The sequence below is a fragment of the Bacillus sp. ES1-5 genome, from assembly GCF_022487605.1.
GTDB classification, from domain to species: Bacteria; Bacillota; Bacilli; order Bacillales; family Bacillaceae_G; genus Bacillus_A; species Bacillus_A wiedmannii.
In genome coordinates, this window is record NZ_JAKVPU010000010.1 from 42,171 (window position 1) to 63,328 (window position 21,158).

The 21,158-nt window shown below is 36.8% G+C and carries 17 protein-coding genes and 1 riboswitch; of the genes, 9 read left to right on the forward strand and 8 right to left on the reverse strand.

Annotated features, from left to right (window positions below):
* Positions 1-21: 21 nt before the first annotated feature.
* A complete protein-coding gene (locus MKO96_RS24215) occupies positions 22-345 on the forward strand; it encodes a DMT family transporter (RefSeq protein WP_000263262.1) in 324 nt (107 codons plus the stop codon).
* 40 nt (positions 346-385) lie between these two features.
* On the opposite strand, the gene MKO96_RS24220 is transcribed toward MKO96_RS24215, so the two are convergent.
* The 4 genes from MKO96_RS24220 to MKO96_RS24235 form a co-directional block, all read right to left on the reverse strand.
* Positions 386-1,615: an aminopeptidase gene (locus tag MKO96_RS24220; protein ID WP_240588920.1), complete on the reverse strand. Its 1,230-nt coding sequence runs from the start codon at positions 1,613-1,615 to the stop codon at positions 386-388.
* Between the two features lie 116 nt (positions 1,616-1,731).
* Positions 1,732-2,814 (reverse strand): polysaccharide deacetylase family protein, encoded by a 1,083-nt coding sequence (locus MKO96_RS24225; protein ID WP_240588921.1) that lies wholly within the window; start codon positions 2,812-2,814, stop codon positions 1,732-1,734.
* Between the two features lie 298 nt (positions 2,815-3,112).
* The gene (locus MKO96_RS24230; protein WP_046958889.1) at positions 3,113-4,216 is read right to left on the reverse strand and encodes a polysaccharide deacetylase family protein; all 1,104 of its coding nucleotides are present in this window, start codon (positions 4,214-4,216) and stop codon (positions 3,113-3,115) included.
* A gap of 281 nt (positions 4,217-4,497) precedes the next feature.
* Entirely contained in the window at positions 4,498-5,694 is a 1,197-nt protein-coding gene (locus MKO96_RS24235; protein WP_240588922.1) for a NupC/NupG family nucleoside CNT transporter, read from the reverse strand.
* Positions 5,695-5,896: 202 nt separating this feature from the next.
* Positions 5,897-5,998, reverse strand: a riboswitch (purine riboswitch).
* Positions 5,999-6,119: 121 nt separating this feature from the next.
* On the opposite strand from MKO96_RS24235, the gene rlmD reads away from it, so the two are divergent.
* The 5 genes from rlmD (at position 6,120) to MKO96_RS24260 (ending at position 12,601) form a co-directional block, all read left to right on the forward strand.
* Positions 6,120-7,496 (forward strand): 23S rRNA (uracil(1939)-C(5))-methyltransferase RlmD, encoded by a 1,377-nt coding sequence (gene rlmD / locus MKO96_RS24240; RefSeq protein ID WP_240588923.1) that lies wholly within the window; start codon positions 6,120-6,122, stop codon positions 7,494-7,496.
* A 97-nt stretch (positions 7,497-7,593) separates the two neighbouring features.
* Positions 7,594-8,583 (forward strand): tRNA dihydrouridine synthase, encoded by a 990-nt coding sequence (locus MKO96_RS24245; RefSeq protein ID WP_240588924.1) that lies wholly within the window; start codon positions 7,594-7,596, stop codon positions 8,581-8,583.
* 182 nt (positions 8,584-8,765) lie between these two features.
* Positions 8,766-10,781: a GAF domain-containing sensor histidine kinase gene (locus tag MKO96_RS24250; RefSeq protein ID WP_240588925.1), complete on the forward strand. Its 2,016-nt coding sequence runs from the start codon at positions 8,766-8,768 to the stop codon at positions 10,779-10,781.
* Between the two features lie 499 nt (positions 10,782-11,280).
* Positions 11,281-11,799: a YehS family protein gene (locus MKO96_RS24255; RefSeq protein ID WP_240588926.1), complete on the forward strand. Its 519-nt coding sequence runs from the start codon at positions 11,281-11,283 to the stop codon at positions 11,797-11,799.
* Between the two features lie 94 nt (positions 11,800-11,893).
* Complete coding sequence (locus tag MKO96_RS24260) at positions 11,894-12,601, forward strand: M48 family metallopeptidase (RefSeq protein ID WP_240588927.1); 708 nt, start codon at positions 11,894-11,896, stop codon at positions 12,599-12,601.
* Positions 12,602-12,740: 139 nt separating this feature from the next.
* Here MKO96_RS24260 and MKO96_RS24265 read toward each other — a convergent pair whose 3' ends face one another.
* Positions 12,741-13,436 (reverse strand): GNAT family N-acetyltransferase, encoded by a 696-nt coding sequence (locus tag MKO96_RS24265; protein WP_240588928.1) that lies wholly within the window; start codon positions 13,434-13,436, stop codon positions 12,741-12,743.
* 14 nt (positions 13,437-13,450) lie between these two features.
* On the reverse strand, positions 13,451-14,560 hold the full coding sequence (locus tag MKO96_RS24270) for a mandelate racemase/muconate lactonizing enzyme family protein (RefSeq protein WP_240588929.1): 1,110 nt from the start codon (positions 14,558-14,560) through the stop codon (positions 13,451-13,453).
* A gap of 92 nt (positions 14,561-14,652) precedes the next feature.
* Between MKO96_RS24270 and MKO96_RS24275 the strand changes: the two genes are divergently transcribed.
* Entirely contained in the window at positions 14,653-15,924 is a 1,272-nt protein-coding gene (locus MKO96_RS24275) for a transcriptional regulator (protein WP_240588930.1), read from the forward strand.
* On the opposite strand, the gene nhaC is transcribed toward MKO96_RS24275, so the two are convergent.
* Positions 15,913-17,334: a Na+/H+ antiporter NhaC gene (gene nhaC, locus MKO96_RS24280; protein ID WP_240588931.1), complete on the reverse strand. Its 1,422-nt coding sequence runs from the start codon at positions 17,332-17,334 to the stop codon at positions 15,913-15,915. The two genes, MKO96_RS24275 and nhaC, sit on opposite strands and share 12 nt — an antisense overlap.
* A gap of 276 nt (positions 17,335-17,610) precedes the next feature.
* Here nhaC and MKO96_RS24285 point away from each other — a divergent pair, with 276 nt between their 5' ends.
* Positions 17,611-18,726 carry a M20 peptidase aminoacylase family protein gene (locus tag MKO96_RS24285; protein WP_088057217.1) on the forward strand — a complete coding sequence of 372 codons (1,116 nt, stop codon included), beginning with the start codon at positions 17,611-17,613 and terminating at the stop codon, positions 18,724-18,726.
* Positions 18,727-18,876: 150 nt separating this feature from the next.
* A complete protein-coding gene (locus MKO96_RS24290) occupies positions 18,877-19,485 on the forward strand; it encodes an SAM-dependent methyltransferase (protein WP_061672140.1) in 609 nt (202 codons plus the stop codon).
* Positions 19,486-19,621: 136 nt separating this feature from the next.
* On the opposite strand, the gene ahpF is transcribed toward MKO96_RS24290, so the two are convergent.
* Complete coding sequence (ahpF, locus tag MKO96_RS24295; RefSeq protein ID WP_240588932.1) at positions 19,622-21,148, reverse strand: alkyl hydroperoxide reductase subunit F; 1,527 nt, start codon at positions 21,146-21,148, stop codon at positions 19,622-19,624.
* Between the last annotated feature and the right edge of the window lie 10 nt (positions 21,149-21,158).

The window sequence follows — 21,158 nt, forward strand, 5'->3', positions numbered from 1 at the left end:
GACAGAGAAGGAGATTCTAGTATGGTATATTGGCTATTATTACTTGTTACAATTATTTTTGAAGTAGCTGGAACAATTGCGATGAAACTATCAAATGGTTTAACAAAGCTTGTTCCAAGTGTACTTATTTTCGTATTTTATGGAATTTGTTTCAGCGTATTTGCTATCGTTGTCAAAAAAATTCATTTAAGTATCGCTTATGCCATTTGGTCTGGTGTAGGAACATTACTTATTACAATCATTAGCGTGTATTTCTTTAAAGAGCACATTAGCTTATTCCAAGCATTTTGTATTCTTTTTATCGTGTTAGGAGTAATTGGGCTTAAGGTTTCATCGGCATCATAAAAGGCTATCTTCCGGTGTGGAAGATAGCCTTTTGTTTTTATTAAAATGCCCAGTTACCTTTACGGAAGATAGGTTCATGTCTTCCATCATCTGTAATACCATCGATATCAAGCTCAGCTGATCCGATCATGAAGTCGTTGTGTGTAATACTATTGTTTGCTCCATTTTCAGCAAGTTCTTCTTTAGACATTGTTTTCCCGCCAACTAAGTTGAAAGCATAAGCACTTCCGATTGCAAGGTGGCAAGATGCGTTTTCGTCAAATAGTGTATTGTAGAATAAAATATTTGTATTTGAAATTGGTGAATCATGAGGTACTAAAGCAACCTCGCCTAAGAAGTGAGAGCCTTCATCTGTTTCTACTAAATGTTTTAAAGCTTCTTCTCCGGCCTCCGCTTTGTAGTCTACGATACGCCCGTTTTCAAATGTTAACGTGAAGTTATCGATAATGTTACCTGCAAATGCTAACGGTTTTGTGCTAGATACTTGGCCGTTTACACCTGTTTTAAGTGGCATTGTAAATACTTCTTCAGTTGGAATATTCGCCATAAATGGTACGTTCTTTTCATTTAAGCTACCAGCACCAGCCCATACATGCTTTTCTGGAAGTTCGATTGTTAAATCTGTTCCAGGAGCTGTATAGTGAAGGGCTTTATAATGCTTTTCGTTTAAGTAATCAACTTTTGTATGTAACGTTTCATCGTGTTCTTTCCATGCTTCTACAGGATTTTCTAAATCAGCACGAGTAGCTTTGAAAATAGCATCCCATAGTTTTGCTTCTTGTTCTTCTGGTGTAGCGTCAGGGAATACTTTCGCAGCCCATTCTTTCGTAGGAACAGAAATGACACACCAGCTTACTTTATCAGCTTGTACGTAATCACGGTATACTTTCATTGCTTCGCCAGCTACTTTATGAGCTGTTGCGATACGCGTTGATTCTACACCTTTTAATAAATCAGGGTTTTCTGCATAAATAGACATGAAGGCAGCGCCTTCTTTTGCTAATTCTTCACGAGCGTGTGCTTTCCAAGATGGGAACTCAGCGAATGCTTCTTCAGGAGCTAGATCGAACTTTAAGCGTGTTAACGTCTCATCATTCCAATCCACATATACGTGTTTTGCACCAGATTTATATGCTTTTTCTGTAACGAGGCGTACAAATTGTACAGCTTCAAGAGGTGCACTAATTGATAATGTTTGTCCTGGTTGAATATTAACACCAACATTGACTGCAAGGGCAGCATATTTCTCTAACGTTTGTTCAAATGACATATGTATAATCTCCTTTAATTTGAAAGATTTCTTACTATATATAATACAAGAAAATTCAAAAAATATATATAAATAAAGCGTAAAAAGAGAGCTCAAAATATATTGAGCTCTCATCGTTATTTAATCGAAGAAGCAAATTGCTCTACGGTCGTCGTATTGTGTATGCGAACACGCTTCATTTTTAATAATTCATCGGGTTCACTTTTTGTGATGAACTTTCCGGATTTTGTTGTCGTCGCAAATTGATAATATTTCTTCGTTTCTGCAACGACTTTATCATCTACATGACCAAATGGGTAAGCAACTGCGATAACAGGCTTACCCGTTATTTTTTCTAGCTTTTCTTTCGATCCCTTTAATTCTTCTTCATAGTTTGTAATCTTCGGTAAGTCTGCATGTGTTGCAGTATGAGATTGCATGGAGAAAATGCCGGAATCAACCATTTCTTTTATGTCAGATGTAGAAAGAGATCCTTCAGCATCAACATTATTAACAATCATATATTCTGTTGCCGTTGGTTTAAACGTATCGTCTTTTAGCTTTTGTAAAATATGAAATGCATTCATATTATTTTTCATACCGTCATCAAATGTAACAAAGATAGGTTTATTCACTTTATTAATATCGCTCCAACGTTCAAAAGTTAGTAATGTATAGCCATTGTCCTTTAAATATTTCATTTGGCCTTCAAAGTTAGCGGGGGATACGAATAAATCTTTAATGCCTTGTCCATGATAATCATCGATTGCATGGTACATAAGAATGGGAATCTTTTGCTCGAAAGTAATAGCAGATTTTGTGAGCGGAATGGTTTTCCCATCTTCTTTTATTCCTATTGCTTCAATTTGAAACTCACCGCGTTTTCCTTCAAATTCTTTTATGTCAAAAGGAAGTGTAAACTGTTTCTCCTTTTCTTTAGAAGAAAAAGATTTAGTGTGTTCCTTTCCGTCAGCTGTGCGCCAAATTTTATATTGTACTTCGGTTAAAGTATCTTTTATGCCTGTAATATGAATACTTGTGTTTGTAGATTCGTGTGTAATCGGATTATAAGAAATTTTACCGTGTTCTTGTACGGTCACTTCTTGTTTCTTAGTCTCTTGAACCTTTTTCTCTTTTTTAGGTTCAGGACTTACATTGCTACTGTTACAGCCAGCTAAAATAGCAGACGTACATAAAGCGATTGCTGCGTATTTTCTCATAAAATCACCTTCTATTGTGTATTATGTTGCATGCTTACATTAAAATCCCCACCGCTGTAAGAGAGGTGGGGATATACCCTTGTTCATCATATCATTTTAGTAATGAGATAGGTTAGTGACTTATTTCTATCATCTTTTAGTAAAGTTTACTTTATCCCGCTATTTGTGGGCAGTAAGACCCCACCTCAGAATTCAGCAAAAGCAAAGAGGTTAGGTGGGGGAGCAAATGCCCGTAAAAGCCCGATTGGTGAGGGCTAATAATCAGTGGGGGTGAACAAAACCCCCACTGATTAAAGTTTTACTTTATAAGAGATATGAATTTTTCCATTGATGTATTAGGCCCTACAAAGTGGCGTTTAATTAAGTACTGTTCGTTTGGCATCCCTTTTGTAATGTGATTACCGTGATCAGTAGTTACTGCGAACTCATAATGTTTTTTTGTTTCTTCAACAGCTGGGTCATTATAAGAACCTACTGGATAGGCAAGAGCGATGACCTTTTTACCAGTAAGGGCTTCGATTTTTTCTTTCGAACTACGTAATTCCTCATCATAATTGCTTGAATGAGCCATCATCGTATGATTAGCAGTATGTGATTGAATAGAAAAAATGCCTGAATCCATCATTTGTTTTATCTCATCTGTTGATAGACGATTTGGTTTGTCTATCTCATTTGCAGTAAGGAATTCAGTAGCCGTAGGTTGAAATCTATCATCCTTTAATTTTTGTAAAATATGAAGAGCGTTCATATTATTTTTTCGACCATCATCCATCGTTACAAAAACAGGTTTATTTACACGATTTATATCATTCCAACGTTCAAATGTAAGCATCGTATAACCGTTATCTTTTAAATATTGCATATGTTTTTCGAATTGCTCAGGTGGTACGTATAAGCCGTAATCCCCATCACTTGGTCCAGGGTATTTTTCAATCGCATGGTACATTAATACGGGTACATGTTGCTGGAATGTAATTTTAGATGTTACTAGATTTGTTTCAGTATGATCTTCTTTGATTCCTACTGTTTCAATTTGAAATTCGCCACGTTTTAAATGAAATGATTTTAAATGTAGTGGGAGGGCAAAGTCACGTTCTTTTTCTTGTGAAGTAAAAGTTTGTTTGTTTTCAGGACCGTCAGCAGTACGCCAAATATTGTAACGTACTTGTGTGAATGAATCTCTTAAATCCTTTGTATAAAGCGTGGTATTTTGTGCGTTATATTCATACGGATCCCATGTAATAATCCCTTGTGTTAAAGGAAGTTCAACCGCTTTAGCTTTTTTTTGTTCAACTGTTTGTTTCGCCGTTGCTTCTTTTATTTGTTTATCACTAGTGCTACTAGTGTTACAACCTACGAGAATAGCAGAAGAAAGTAAAGCGATATATGTATATTTTTTCATTCTATCATCCTTCTATTGTGTTTTAATTATCATCACTTATGTCTTGAAATTATCATTCGTATAAGTGACACTAACTCAAATTTTCGATTTTAAAAATTTGAATTATACCCTTGTACATCATATCACTATAGAATATAGAGGGGAATACATTTTTGGAATAATTCGGAAAAAACACCTTATATTTTTCTGGTGGGGTTTACATAAAAATACATATAGAAGAAAGTAAAAAAACTCCACCTAAATTTCCTTTTGAAAAAGGAAAAGCAAGGTGGAGTTTTTTATTATATAAACAATCCAGCGATTGTTGCAGATAAGATAGAAGCAAGTGTTGATGCAAATAACATTTTCCAACCGAATCTAGATACGACACTTCCCTGTTTTTCAGAAAGAGCACGGATTGTCCCAACGATCGCACCAATTTGGCTAATACTTGCGAAGCTAATTAAGAATACTGTAACGATTCCGACTGTACGTGGAGATAATGTTGATGCAACACCTTTTAAATCAAGGATTGCTACAAACTCGTTTAATACAATCTTCGTACCCATAATTCCACCAGCTGGGATAATATCTTGAGTTGGAATACCCATTAAGAATGCGAATGGAGCAAGTATATAACCGAAGATTTGTTGTAAAGTAACAGCATATCCCATTGCACCTGAAGCTGCGCTAATTACGTAGTTTACAACTTCCATCACACCGATGAAGGCAATCATTAATGCAGCAACGATACCAGCTACTTTTAAACCATCAAGCGCACCGTTAATCATTGCGCCGATAAAGCTGTCTCCGAATAAAGTTCTATCAAATTTTTGAATCACTTCATCTTCTTTCTTCGTATCAACTGGTGTTAATAGCGAACAAACGATCAAGCTTGAGAATAAGTTTAGCGGAAGAGCGGCTAGTACATATTTCGCATCTAACATCATTACGTATGATGCTGTAACAGAAGCAGAAACGGAACTCATTGCAGAACAACAAATGATAAACATACGGTTTTTGTTAAAATGCTGTAAATCGTTTTTAATAACGATTAACGCTTCACTTGAACCGAAGAATACAGAGTTTACTGCGTGGAATGACTCGACGCGTGGTAAACCAGTAATTTTTGAAATTGCACCGCCGACAACGCGAACGATGAATGGTAAAACACCTAAATAACTAAAGATAGAAAGTAGTGCTGAGAAAAATACGATAATTAATAATACATTTAAGAAAAAGACAAAATCTCTTTGAATTCCATTAAAGAGAAAATCGACACCTGTCGTACCAAGTTTAATTAGTTTGTTGAAAACTTTACCAATGAAAATAATGACTTGTTGACCAATCTTTGTGCCAAACATAAACCAACCGATTAAAATTTGAAAACCAATCATAATAGCAATTGCACGGAAGTTGATTTTACTTTTGTTGTTTGACAAAGCAAAACATAAACCTAAAACGACAAGAATACCGATAATGCTCATTACATATTGCATGTAGTTGCCCCTTTCAGAAGTTCGTATAAAGTTTGTACATAAAACGCTCGTTATATTACTAAAAATAAAACAAAGAGGTTTTATGTCATACGTAAGATGTCTGACCTTTTAGAAAAATAAAAATAAAAAAAGACCCATATGGATTCACTTTCATCTATGAGAGAAAGCTAATCAATATGAGTCCTTTTTTGCACATAGGCTAATATTCATTAGTTTTCCCCATAGTCCAGCAATTTAAGGTTGCCGGGTAGAAACTCTCGATCCATATTATCGAATATATATGAGGTAACATCGTCCGTATTAAATTAGTAGTAGCGTAACATTAACAGAGAACTATCGTCAATAGCTTTTTTTCTTCCGATAGAAATAGACCATATAAGTATGATAAAATGTAACGCAGTGTTATGAAAAAGAGAGGTCGGAAAATGAGTACAAAAATGACGCCACCAGTTGAAAAAAATGATTTTATAGATGTAGTATTTGAAGATTTAACCCATGATGGTGCCGGTGTTGCGAAAGTAAAGGGCTATCCTATTTTCGTTAAAAACGGATTACCAGGTGAAGAAGCACAAATTAAAATTATTAAAGTGAAGAAAAACTTCGCATTCGGTCGTTTAATGAAGCTTCATACAGAGAGCCCATATCGTAAAGATGCAGAATGCCCAGTGTACAATCAGTGCGGCGGTTGTCAGCTTCAGCACTTAACATATGAAGGACAATTACAAGCGAAAGAAAAACAAGTACGTGACGTTATGCAGCGCATTGGCGGATTAAGCGATGTTCCTGTGCACCCTGTACTTGGTATGAAGAACCCATGGGTATACCGTAACAAAGCACAAGTACCAATTGGAGAACGTGAAGGTGGACTTGTCGCTGGTTTCTATCGCCAAGGAACACATGACATTATTAATATGGAATCATGTTTAATTCAGGCAGAAGAAAACGATACATTAATCCAGGAAGTAAAACGTATTTGTGAAAAACACGGTATTTCGGCATACAACGAAGAGCGTAACAAAGGAACACTTCGTCACGTAATGGCTCGTTACGGACAAGTAACAGGGGAAATTATGCTTGTCTTCATTACACGTACAGCAGAATTACCAAACAAAAAAGCAATCATTGAAGAAATTGCAGCGAAATTCCCAGAAGTAAAATCGATTGTTCAAAACGTAAACACGAAACGTACAAACGTAATCTTTGGAGACACAACGACAGTACTGTACGGATCAGAATACATTTATGACTTTATCGGTGACATTAAATTTGCGATTTCAGCACGTTCATTCTATCAAGTAAACCCAGAACAAACGAAAGTGCTATACGATAAAACGTTAGAATACGCAAAATTAAACGGTAACGAAACAGTAATTGATGCCTATTGCGGAATCGGATCAATCTCTTTATTCCTAGCGCAAAAAGCGAAAAAAGTGTACGGCGTTGAAATCGTCCCAGAAGCAATCGAAGACGCAAATCGTAACGCAGCACTAAACAATATGACAAACGCTGAATTTGGCGTAGGAGAAGCAGAAGTAGTCATTCCAAAATGGTACAAAGAAGGCGTAATCGCTGACACAATGGTCGTAGATCCACCGCGTAAAGGCTGTGATGAAGCATTACTAAACACAATCATCGACATGAAACCAAAACGCGTCGTATACGTATCATGTAACCCTGCAACATTAGCACGTGACTTAAAAGTACTAGAAGAAGGCGGATATAAAACGCAGGAAGTACAGCCTGTTGATATGTTCCCGCATACGACTCATGTGGAGTGTGTGGCTTGGCTTAAGTTGGTATAATAGGAAAGCAGTTGATATAGAAAAAGTCTATACCATCTGCTTTTTGGTTTATTGAGAGTTCGAAATTGTATTCATATTGAGAGGATTTGAATTTGAAATGATAGATAATTTTTGGCGTGATTTACCACGACCATTTTTCGTACTTGCACCAATGGAAGATGTGACGGACGTTGTTTTCCGTCACGTAGTAAGTGAAGCTGGTAGCCCAGACGTATTCTTCACAGAGTTCACAAACTCAGATAGCTATTGTCATCCAGAAGGTATGAAAAGTGTACGTGGCCGTTTAATTTTTACAGAAGATGAACAACCGATTGTGGCGCATATTTGGGGAGATAATCCTGAATATTTCCGTCAAATGAGTATTGGTATGGCAGAGTTAGGATTTAAAGGCATCGATATTAACATGGGGTGCCCTGTACCGAACGTAGCATCAAGAGGAAAAGGTAGTGGCCTTATTCTACGTCCAGACGTTGCGGCAGAACTTATTCAAGCAGCAAAAGCGGGCGGACTACCTGTCAGCGTAAAAACACGACTGGGCTTTAAAGAATTAAGCGAATGGGAAGATTGGTTAACACATATTTTCAAACAAGATATCGTAAACCTTTCTATTCACTTACGTACAAGAGAAGAAATGAGCCAAGTCGATGCGCACTGGGAGCTAATTCCAGAAATTAAAAAATTACGTGATCGTATTGCACCAAATACGCTAATAACAATAAATGGAGACATTCCTGACCGTCAAACTGGACTGGAACTTGCTGAAAAATACGGCATTGATGGTGTTATGATCGGACGAGGTATTTTTAAAAATCCGTTTGCTTTCGAAAAAGAGCCAAGAGAGCATAGCAGTAAAGAACATTTAGATCTTTTAAGACTACAACTCGATCTTCAAGATCAATATGCAGAAGTATTACCACGCTCTATCACAGGATTACATCGCTTCTTCAAAATTTATGTAAAAGGCTTCCCAGGAGCTGCTGAATTAAGAAATCAATTGATGAGTACGAAATCAACGAATGAAGTACGTACATTGCTTGATAAGTTTGAGGCGAGTGTTAATGTGGTAGAAGGTAGTGAAACAGTGTAACTTTTGAAAGTTACACTGTTTCATTTTAATTAAGGTAAACCGTATCATAAGTAAGTGAGGTATTCTATGTAAAAAAGGGGAAGAAAAGAATACAGGAGAAAAGTGAAAATGGTAGGTTGGTCTTGATTTTCAATGATAGTATCATGTTTATTTTATTATGCCTATAATTGGAGGCCATGTGAATGTTAAGTGATCAGGCGAGATATTCTAGGCTCGCGAATATAACAAAAATAATAAATACAAAATTAGAACTACGTGAAGTATTGCAGCGTGTAACAATGGCGATATCAGAGGAGATTGTTAAGTGCAACGCTGTTGGAATCTATTTACCCCAGGAAGATGGAACATTTAGAGGGTTTGCAGGAAAACCAGAGACAATAAATGGCGTAACGCTCGATACTCAGGTAATTGATCTTGAAATAGACTTACTGGCAAAAGAAGTTATTGAAACTAAAAAAACTATTTATATTCCTGATACATCAAAGGATCATCGGCCGGATCCGAGACCAGTTGCTGCGTTCAAAATTAAGTCCTTATTAGCTCTACCTATCGCATTTGGGCAAGAGTTATTTGGTCTGGTTTTTTTATTTGATTATGGAATTCCAATGAACTTAACAAATTCAGAAATTCAAAGTGTTGAAGCTTATGTAAATATGGCTGCGGTCGCAATTCAAAACGCAAATAATTTAACACAAAAGGAAAACCTTATTACCGAGAAGCAGCTGTTACTAAATGTTACCCGTGATTTATCAATGTGTTCCTCGATACAGGAGAGTTTTGATAAATGTTTTCTTTACTTAGGACAGATTTTGGAGAGTAAAAACATGGCTGCCCACCTTTTAGACCCGCTAGACAAAACAACGATTAAAACAACGAAGTTAAGCAGGGACTGTGATTGGACAGAAGCGGATTGGATGGAGAAAAGCTATGAAGCCAAGATCCAAGAGGTTATTCAAACAAAAAATATAGATAGTAAGGGTATACTGATGATTCCATTGGTTTCAATGGGAGAAGTATTAGGGGTAATCGCCGTTGGCAAAGAGGGAAAAGCTCACAATTATGATAATTCCCAAATGCAACTGGCAAAATCTATCGTTGATGCCACAGCACCTACATTTTCCAACTTGTTATATATGGATCGACTTGAAAGTATGGTGGAAGAGCGAACGAGAGAACTAGCTGTTGCTAATGAAAAGGTTACAAGTGTGATTGAAAGTATTACGGATGGATTTTTTACTTTGAATAATAAATGGGAATTTACGTACGTAAATAAGCATCAATATTTTCCACAAAGAAAAACAGCAAAAGATGTATTAGGTAAGAATATATGGGGGATTTTCCTAAGTGGCGTTGACGAAGTTATGTATAAGGAACTTCATCGTGCAATGTCAGAGCGAACTACAGTTTATTTTGAATTTTTTTCTACCTCTGATGAATATTGGTACGAAGTTATTGCATACCCGTATGATGATGGTATTTGTTGTATTTTTAAAAACATAACGGAAAAAAAGCAATATGAGCAGGAATTGAAAAGGTTATCAAACATAGATTTAATAGGGCAAATGGCAGCAGGTATCAGCCATGAGATTAGAAATCCAATGACAACAGTACGAGGATTTTTGCAGTTATTAAAAGAAGAGCCCACCTATGAGAAACATAATAAGCACTTTAATTTAATGATTGAAGAACTTGACCGTGCCAATTCTATTATTACTGAATTTCTCTCAATAGGTAATACAAAGAAATCAGATTTGCAGATGTTAGATTTAAATGCAATTATCCACGATATTATTCCTTTAATAAAGATAGATACGCATAATCAAAATAAATATATTCAAGTCGATACAACTGACATCCCGGAACTACTTTTAAATCGTAATGAGATACGGCAATTATTAATGAACCTATATCGTAATGGTTTAGAAGCGATGGGCAAAGAGAAAGTTCTAACCATTAGCACCTACAAAGAAGGTCGAAATTGTGTGGTGCTTGCAGTGCGTGATCAAGGGAAAGGTATCAGGCCTGAAGTATTAGAGAAACTTGGTACTCCATTTTACACGACCAAAGATAATGGAACGGGATTGGGATTAGGCATATGTTATGCTATTGCTGCTCGTCATAATGCAAAAATAGAAATTCAAACAGGATCGGAAGGCACTACCTTTTTTGTTAAATTTAATTATGAAAATAATGAATAATAACCTCATTTAGATTAGTTACGGTGAACTGTACCACAAATAAAAAGTAAAGCTTAAGTAAATATAATCAATATGTTTCACCTGAATTTTACGTAACATTCACGTTAGAGTCGCCCACTAAATTAGAGTTGCATAAAAAGAAATGGACTAACCTATATCAGGTTAGTCCATTTTTAAGTGTGTTAATTAATAGTAAATCCCCATCCTTTGTTGCTTTATTAATATCATCCTTAAATGAAGGAGCTATCCCACTACCAACTAAAATACCTTTTACAGTATTTGATTAAAGGCGTTTCTATCGATAGGACCTTTCTTAATTTCTAATACAATAAATTCGTTATTAGAAATATCTCTTAATAATAAATAAAATCACCCCCACAAGCATTAATCCACCTAAGACTACAAAACCTCCCCCTAAAATGTTAAAGTAGTAACTTAACGACATTCATTTACACATGCTAAAAGCATTACTATAATCAACATTTCAGGAGGCAAAACAATGGCAATGAGCAACAACGATATATTAAAGAGAGTAAGGTACGCTTTAGATATAAGAGATATAGATATGGTAGAAATCTTTAAACTTGGTGGTATGGAAGTAACGAAAGAAGACGTAGTTGATATGCTTACAAAAATAAAGAGAGCACCTCAGCATGAATCTGAAAATGATGATGTGGTTGAAGATGAGTACGTATTAACATGCGATATGATGATGTTAGAGGCATTTTTCAATGGATTTATTACTTTAAAAAGAGGGAAGCAAGATCTGAAACCAGGACAACCGGCACCTGTACAAAGCAAAGAGAGTGCGAATAACCTTCTGCTAAAGAAAATGAAAATTGCACTATCTTTAACGAGTGAGGATGTACTTGATATATTAGATAGCGTAGGCGTTACGGTAACAAAGGGAGAACTAGGTGCCCTATTAAGAAAAAAAGGCCATAAAAATTACAAAGAGTGCGGCGATAGATACGCAAGGAATTTCATTAAGGGATTAGGTGTAAAGTATAGAGGGTAATGAGTCCGATGAATCGCTAAATGATATAATAGGTAGAGTAGGGCGTTTGTGTCCTATTCTTTTTTATTTGTAAAATAATACACTAGGTGATGAAATGGTACATACATATTTAGGTGAGACAATTAATTTTCATATAACTTATAAGAAGAAAAAGTCGGTGCGTCTTTTTGTAGATTCGTACGGAAATGTGGAAGTGCAGGCTCCAAAGGGGACGCCTGTTGAATACTTAGTCCAGTTGCTAGAGGAGAAGTGGGATTGGATTCAGAAAACACGTAAGGAAATGCAGGAGCGAGCGCTTGGACCACAGGAAAAGGATTATGATCAAGGAGAGGGCTTTCTGTATTTAGGAAGTACGTATCCGATACAGATTTCTCAAGATGCAAGTATTATGCAAGACAATGCAGTGTTTGAAGGGAATAAGCTACATATTTATGTGAAAGAGCTTAAGGATGAGAAAATACAACAAGCGTTAAAACGATTTTACTATAAGCAGTGTAAGTCATTAGTAGAGAAGAGTATTAAAGTGCATCAAAGTAACTTCAAAACAAAACCGCGTTCTATTCGTATTACAGATAGTAGTCGTACGTGGGGAACTTGTGATTCAAATTTACAGCTAACATTCAATTGGAAGCTAGCAATGGCACCACAGCAAGTAATTGATTACGTAGTTGTTCATGAAATGTGTCATATGGTTCATTTAAATCATGATCGTTCTTTTTGGCGTCTTGTCGGGAAGATAATGCCTGATTATAAGGAAATGGAAAACTGGTTAGCGTTATCTAGTTGGAAGATGACGGTTTAGTGGTGCGATTATTGTCAATGTTTGTCGGTAAGTCGAGATATTTCAAAAATCGCTGATATATTTGGAGTTGCAATCGATATGTTTAAGTAAGAAAAAGGAGATGTCACAGCAGACATCTCCCTTTTTTCTTACGCAGCAATCATCGTCCAAACTTCACAACAAAATCTCCGTCCACTTTTTCCATCTCATACCCGCGATACCCCTCTGAAATCAACGCCTGCTGCCCAATAGCATCGCTCATCGGAACGCTCTTAAACTCCGTCCACACTCTCTCCTTGTCCTCACGTAATTCCTTCACGAAAACATACCGCATACTCCCGCCATATTTCTCCTTCAATGCAGCAATCTCCATTCCTTGCGCAAACTTATCTTTTAAACTTGGAATGTTAAAAGGAGCAACGGTGCAACAAACGTAATCGTATTTGCTATCTTCGTTTTGTAATTCGTCCATGATAACTGTCGCTAATATTTTTTGCATCCCATTTCCTCGGCAGTTCGGATGAACATTTGAAATTTCTTGATAAATGACGCGATGTAGTTCGCTTTCTGCTATGCCAATATCAAGTCCTAAATGTTCATCGTCAATAGGAGGGACGAGTAGGGCACGAAATGCGATGAGTTCGTTTTCGATAAAAGCACCGATCATCATGCCGTTTCCTTCTAGAATGTATTGAAACTCTTCTAGCGAGAGTGGTTGTAAGCGACTGTTATCTTCTAGCACCTCAACTACGACGTTTTGTAGTAATAAGATTTGCTCGATGTTCTCTAGTGATAGTAATGTAACGTGAAATGGATCGTTATTTTGTTTTAATGATCCTTTGTATAGCACTGTCATGCGTTAGTCCTCCTTTAGCGTACAACGTCTTGAAAGACGGTTAGTTCTTGTAATGTATCTTCGTTTATTTCAATGCCGAGTCCTGGCTTTTCGTTTAAGCGAATAAATGGTACGTCGTAATGTAAGTTTCCGATGTCTTTCGTGAACTTTAATGGACCTGTAAGTTCAACGCTCGTAATGATTTTTTTCGAGAAAGCGACATGGAATCCTGCGGAAGAGGCAACGGATGATTCGACCATGGATCCAACTTGGCATTCAATGCCGACCATTTCTGCTTGATGAGCGAGTTTTACAGCGGGATATATACCGCCGCATTTCATTAGTTTTATATTTACTTTATCAGCCGCGTCTAATTTAATGATTTGGCGCATTTCACGAGAACCTTTTAATCCTTCATCAATCATAAGCGGAAGGTCTGTTTTAGAACGAATGTGAGCCATTGCGTCAATATCGTCTGCGACAACAGGCTGTTCAATCCAGTCGATGTTTAAATGACCTAATGAACGAAGTGCCGTTAATGTGTTGGCGCTATTTTTCCATCCTTGGTTTACATCAACGCGAATCGCAATATTATTTCCTACACGTTCACGTACCGCTTCAATTCTTTTTACATCTTCTTTTACATTCGTACCGACTTTCATTTTGAAAGATTGGTAACCTTTTTGAATCATGGAAGCAGCTTCTTCAGCCATGTCTTCAGGTTCGGCGATACTTAAGACGTGAGTGACAGGGAAGTCTTCATGGTAGCGTCCGCCAATTAATTGATATACAGGTTGATTTAGTTTTTTGCCCATTATATCAAAACAAGCAATATCTATTGCGGCTTTTGCAGTAGGAACACCGTAAATTGTATTGTCCATCATATCGTGTACTTTCTCGATATTCATTGGATTTTGTCCGATGAGCGCAGGAGCAAGTGTATGTTTTAAAGTATGGAAAGTACTTTCCCATGATTCGCCTGTAACGTGATCATCAGCAACGCCCTCACCGTAACCGATAATACCTTCATCTGTTTCCATTTTGACGATAATAGAAGGCATATCAGAATAAGAACCATAACTAATAACAAACGGATCGCGAAGTGGTAAACGAATTGCGTAAAGATGAATAGCTGTAATTTTCATTAGGTAGAGACCCCTTCCTGTTTACAATAGTTTTGTACATTTGATATAGTTGACGTTAAATAGTCGTTAATTAATGATAAGGAGTTAAAGAAATGATGATAAAAATTGCAGTTGTCGGTTCAAAGGAGTTTATGGAGAATCTTTTACCTATTGCTCATAAACTAGAAGAAATAGAGATTGATCCATATATTTACCTTCATCCGGCGGAATCTTCTGAACTTTTAAAGCGTTTAAAGCCTTGTGACTTCATCTTTTTCTCAGGTGCTTTACCTTATTATATGGCAAAAGAAATAAGAGAACAATTACGAATTCCAAGTACGTATTTACAGCAAGACGAGACAACTGTCGTATCTTCCATTCTTTCTGTCATGTATCACCAACGTATTCAACCACATAAAATTTCAATTGATTTAGTAGACCGCTCATTCATTACAAATGTGTTCCATGATATCGGTATAAAAGAAAGTCCACAAGTGTTTGATTATGAAAATATGCTGTGGAGTAAAGACGAAATAAATAGAGTTACGGATTTTCATAAAGCTAAATATCAATCAGGAGAAGCTCATTTAGCTTTAACTAGTATTCATGCTGTCTATGATGAACTTCAAAAAATAGGTATTCCTTCAGAGCGTATGATAGATCCGAAGCAATCCATTATACATGGGTTAAAAGATGCAAAAATAAAAGCTGAGTTAGCAAAAAGCCATTCAGCTACTGTCGGTGCTTGTATGATTTCTTCTTTAGAATTACGAGAAGGTTTGCTTGAGCAATTAGATGCTGTTTCAAAAGCACTACATGGTTCATTTAAAAAAATTGATGAAATGACGTTCATTTTGTATACGACTCGTGGTGATATTGAATCAATTATAAAAACAAATATGATAAATACCCTATTTGCAAGTATAGAAGGAACGATAGCTATTGGATTTGGTTACGGAAAAACTGTGAAAGAAGCGGAGCAAAATGCTAAAATCGCTCAAATTTTCGCGAAGAATAATCCAATAGACCACTGCTTTTATATACTAACAAGTGATAAAGAACTATTTGGTCCGTTCCCGAAAGAACAGAGAGTACAAAGTTTGAAGAATGAAAATCCGGAACTCATGAAAATAGCGAAGGAAACGAAACTTAGTCCAGCAAACTTATCAAAAATTATTCAATTTAGTCAGTCACATTCGTCATTGAAGTTTACAGCAGCAGATCTTTCTGAATACTTACAAGTGACTCGCCGATCAACAGAAAGGTTATTAAAGAAACTAGTTGATTATGGGTATGCTCATATTTGCGGCGAGGAAATGCCCTATCAACAAGGGCGCCCTCGCGCAATATATGAACTGAATTTACCGTTATCTTTAAGCTTCTAATTGAGCTTGTTGTTTTTTTAGTAGTTCTGCTTTTTCAATATCAGATAGTTTTGTAATTGTGAGACCAGTTATACCGTAAAGGATTGAAATAATAGGTACGATGAAATTCAATATAGCATAAGGAGCATATTCGAATGCGCCAACTCCAAGTGTTGCGAGAATAAATACACCACATGTATTCCAAGGTACGAAGACAGAAGTTAATGTTCCGCCATCTTCTAATGCTCTGGATAAATTTTTAGAATGTAGTCCTTTTTCTGTGTATGCATTTGCGTACATTCTTGAGGGAACAACAATTGAAATATATTGTTCAGAGCAAGTAAGATTGGTTGCAAAGCAAGATGCGATAGTAGAAGCGATAAGTCCTTTTGCTGATGTCGCTAATTTTAAAATTTGATTTACAATTGAGCGAAGAATACCAGTATGTTCTAGTACTCCGCCGAAAGTCATAGCGACAATTGTCATAGAAACTGTATTCATCATCGAATCTAAGCCACCGCGGTTAAAGAGTTCGTCTACTAGTTTGTTGCCAGTGTCTATGACAAATCCATTTTGGAGTGCACCGACAGAGGCGGAGACAGAACCACCTTGAATAAAGACTTGTGATAAAAATCCTAAAATAATACCTACGAGAATAGCTGGGATCGCAGGAACCCTTTTAGCGACCAATACCATAACGACTACAGGTATGATTAATAGGAAAGGTGAGATAACAAAGTTTTGTTGCAATACTTGTAACGTTTGATCGATACTTTTTGCATCAATATTGTTAGCGCCGAAGCTTTTTCCTAAGAACGCATAAACGATAAGAGTAATAATTAAACCTGGAATTGTAGTAAATAACATATGACGAATATGTGTGAATAAATCTGTATTTGTTAATCCTGCAGCTAAGTTTGTCGTGTCTGAAAGCGGTGACATTTTATCGCCGAAATAAGAACCGGAAATGATAGCACCGGCAACCATTGGAGCTGGGATTCCCATACTTAGTCCAATTCCCATTCCTGCAACACCAATTGTTCCCATTGTAGACCAAGAGCTACCGATAGCTAATGCAACAATAGAACAAATAATTGTAATTGAAACTAAAAATAGTGATGGAGTTAAAAGATTTAAACCGTAATAAATCATTGTTGCGACGATTCCGCCGCCAATCCAAGCACCGATCGTTAAACCTACTAGAATAATGATAACGATAGCGGGTAATGCGAGGCGAATTCCTTTATACATCGCTTCTTCAATGTCGTGCCATTTGTAACCGTAACGCCAAGCGACGATAGAAGCAACGATTGTACCGATAATAAGTGGGACATGAGGGCTTTGTTTTAATACAACAATTGTAACCATCATAACTGCAACTGTAATGATAATAGGGATTATTGCTACGCCAAAAGGTATTTCTTTTTTCATAAACTGCCTCCTCATTATATATGTTTATATTTTTAGAATTGTCGCAAAATAGACGTTATTAAATTATAATAACTAAAAAATGATATGAGCGTCAATAAAAAACAGAAAATAAGGAATGTTCTATCGTTATAAAGTGAGTGGAAATGAGTTGTCGATCGCATTTGAAAATAAACAATTGACTTTTTTCTTAAAATTCAATATGTTCATAAAAACATCTGTTTTTCATAAGTATAATTAACCTGAATGGTTTTGGAATTTGGGAAGGAGAATGTGGCTTTGAAAACATTAGAACTACAAGAGCGGTTAACTGAAATTTTTCAGCATTTACATGAAAACCCTGAAGTGAGTTGGAAAGAGTATGAAACGACAGCGTATATTACTAACTTTTTAAAAGAAGAAGGAATTTCATATAAAATATTTGATGATTGCCCAGGCGTGATTGCTGAAATTGGAAGCGGAAATCCAGTTATTGCAATTCGTGCTGATATGGATGCACTTTGGCAAGAAGTGGACGGAGAGTTTAAAGCGAATCATTCATGTGGTCACGATGCTCATATGACAATTGTGATGGGGCTTATTTTACAATTGAAAAATATGAGGTGGGATAGTGGGACGGTTAGGTTTATTTTTCAGCCGGCAGAGGAAAAAGGAAATGGTTCTTTAAAGATGGTAGATAAGGGTGCTGTGGATGATGCTGATTTCTTATTTGGTGTTCATTTAAGGCCGATTGAAGAACTGCCTTTGAAACAAGCTGCCCCATCTATTCGCCATGGAGCAGCAGGATTTTTAGAAGGAACGATTCATGGAGATGATGCACATGGGGCACGCCCGCATCAAGGGATAAATGCAATTGATGTCATTTCTATGATCAATATCGGTTTGAAAAATATATGGCTACCACCGCAAAGTTCATATTCAGTGAAGATGACAAGGTGCCAAGCTGGTGGAGATAATTTAAATATCATTCCAGGTAACGGGCATTTTAGTTTAGATGTAAGAGCAGAAAATAATATATTACTAAATGAATTGAAGCAAAAAATAGAGCGAGTAATTCTATCAGCGGAATCAATGGGATCTAAAGTATCTTATGAGTGGATCGATCTCGCGCCAGGAGCTGAAGTGTCAGAAGAAGCTGAGCGCTTTATGCGAAAAGGCATTCTTGAAGTGTACGGAGAAGAGGGATGCACTGGACCACTGTATACGACAGGAAGCGATGATTTCCATTACTACACAGTGAAGAGACCACATTTAAAAGCTGTCATGCTTGGACTAGGTGCAAACCTACAACCTGGATTACACCATCCGTATATGAAGTTTGATCATAGTTGTATTATGGATGGAGTAGAAATATTGAAGCAAACTGTATTAAAGGTATTAGAGGACAGGGGCTAGATAGCTCCTGTTTTTTGTAGGAATTTGTTGTTAAGTCGATATATTGAAAAAATCGTTTATATAATTTCACGTACCTATTAATTTGATGAAAAATCCTTCTCCAGTACATGGTGTATAATAAGAAGTACCATTTCTTAATAGGAGAAAAAAATGAACGAACAATATTATGATGCAGTTTTAAATATAAAAACAGTAGGTGAACAAAAAGGGTTTAACAAGTCTATGCACTATCACCGTTATGAACCGACCCCATATAGCGGATTAGATGAGTTACTGAATCAATATGAGATAAAACGTAGTGACCGAGTTGTAGATTTCGGATGCGGAAAAGGACGATTAAACTTTTACATGCATCATAAGTGTGATGCTTCAGCGGTTGGAATTGAAATGAATGAAGAGTTTTATAAAGAAGCAATGGATAATCTTGAGCGTTATGCACGAAAGGTAAGAAACAGTAAAGATAAAATTGGGTTTGAATGTTGTTTAGCGCAAGAATATGAGATTGATCCACGTGATAATCGGTTTTATTTCTTTAATCCATTTTCTGTACAAGTGTTTATGAACGTAGTCAATAACATTTTGCTTTCGGTAGAGGAAACAGAGAGAGAAGTGGATATTATTTTATATTATCCTTCTGAGGACTATATTTTCTTCTTAGAAAATCAGACTGCGTTTGAATTGAAGAGGGAAGTTAGATTGCCAGGTGTTTATGAAAAGAATGGGAATGAGAGGTTTTTAGTGTATAGATTGGAGTGTTAATGTATGGGTGCTTGGGGAGTAGCAATATTATCAGACGATATCTTTAATATGCTGGAAGGAATTTGACGACCATATAATGTAATAAAAAAAGACGCGCTCCCAATTGGGAGCGCGTCTTTTACTCACGTCTATATAATTAGTTACGGATTAAGTAATCAAATGCACCTAAAGCTGCGTTTGCACCTGAACCCATAGAGATGATGATTTGTTTGTACGGATTATTTGTACAGTCACCTGCAGCAAACACTCCTGGTACGTTTGTAGCGCCGTGCTTGTCTGTTACGATTTCACCGCGAGCGCGTTCAACTGTTTCGCCTAACCAGTCTGTGTTTGGCACAAGACCGATTTGTACGAATACACCTTGTAATTCAACGTGATGAACTTCTTCAGTTTCACGATCGATGTAAGAAATACCGTTTACTTTATCAGTACCAGTGATTTCTTTCGTTTGAACGTTTTTTAGAACAGTTACGTTTGGTAAGCTGTTAAGACGCTCTTGTAATACAGCATCAGCTTTTAATTCTGGCATGAATTCAAGAACAGTTACGTGCTTAACGATACCTGCTAAGTCGATAGCTGCTTCAATACCAGAGTTACCGCCGCCGATAACTGCTACGTCTTTTCCGATGAATAATGGACCGTCACAGTGTGGGCAGTATGCTACACCTTTATTTTTGAACTCAGCTTCACCTGGTACGCCAACGTTACGCCAGCGAGCACCTGTTGAAACGATTACGCTCTTACTTTTCAGAATAGCGCCGTTTTCAAGTTCCACTTCAATAAGTTCCTTTTTCTCTAAACGTTTTGCACGTTGTAGATTCATTACATCGATGTCGTATTCTTTTACGTGCTCTTCAAGGCTTGCTACTAGCTTAGGACCTTCAGTGCGTTTTACGCTGATGAAGTTCTCAATGCCCATAGTATCCATTACTTGACCACCGAAGCGCTCAGCAACGATACCAGTGCGGATGCCTTTACGCGCTGCATAAATTGCTGCACTTGCACCAGCAGGGCCGCCGCCAACAACAAGAACATCGTATGGATCTTTATCAGAAAGCTCTGATGCATCTGGACCGTTACCCATTTTAGCTAAAATTTCTTCAAGTGTCATACGACCACTTCCAAAAGATTCGCTGTTTAGGAAAACTGTTGGTACTGCCATGATGTCTTTGCTTTCTACTTCCTCTTTGAATGCAGCGCCATCAATCATAGTATGTGTAATACCAGAGTTTAGAACGCTCATTACGTTAAGAGCTTGTACAACATCAGGACAGTTATGACAACTTAGGCTGATATAAGATTCAAAATGATATTCGCCTTGAATGTTTTTAATTTGATCGATTAATTTTTGTTCAACTTTTGGAGCGCGTCCACTTACTTGTAGTAAAGCTAACACTAATGAAGTAAATTCGTGTCCTAATGGAATACCAGCGAATACGACACCAGTGTCTTCACCAGGGCGATTTACGCTAAAGCTTGGTGTTCTCTCTAATTCAACTTTTTCTACTGTAATCTTAGATGACATAGTAGCTAATTCGTCTACTAGAGCTAACATATCTTTAGATACGTCGTCGTCTCCAGCGCTTACTTTAAGTAAAATATCGCTCTCCATTAACTGAAGGTATTGGGATAGTTGTGTTTTTATATCTGCATCTAGTATCATTTTGATCGAA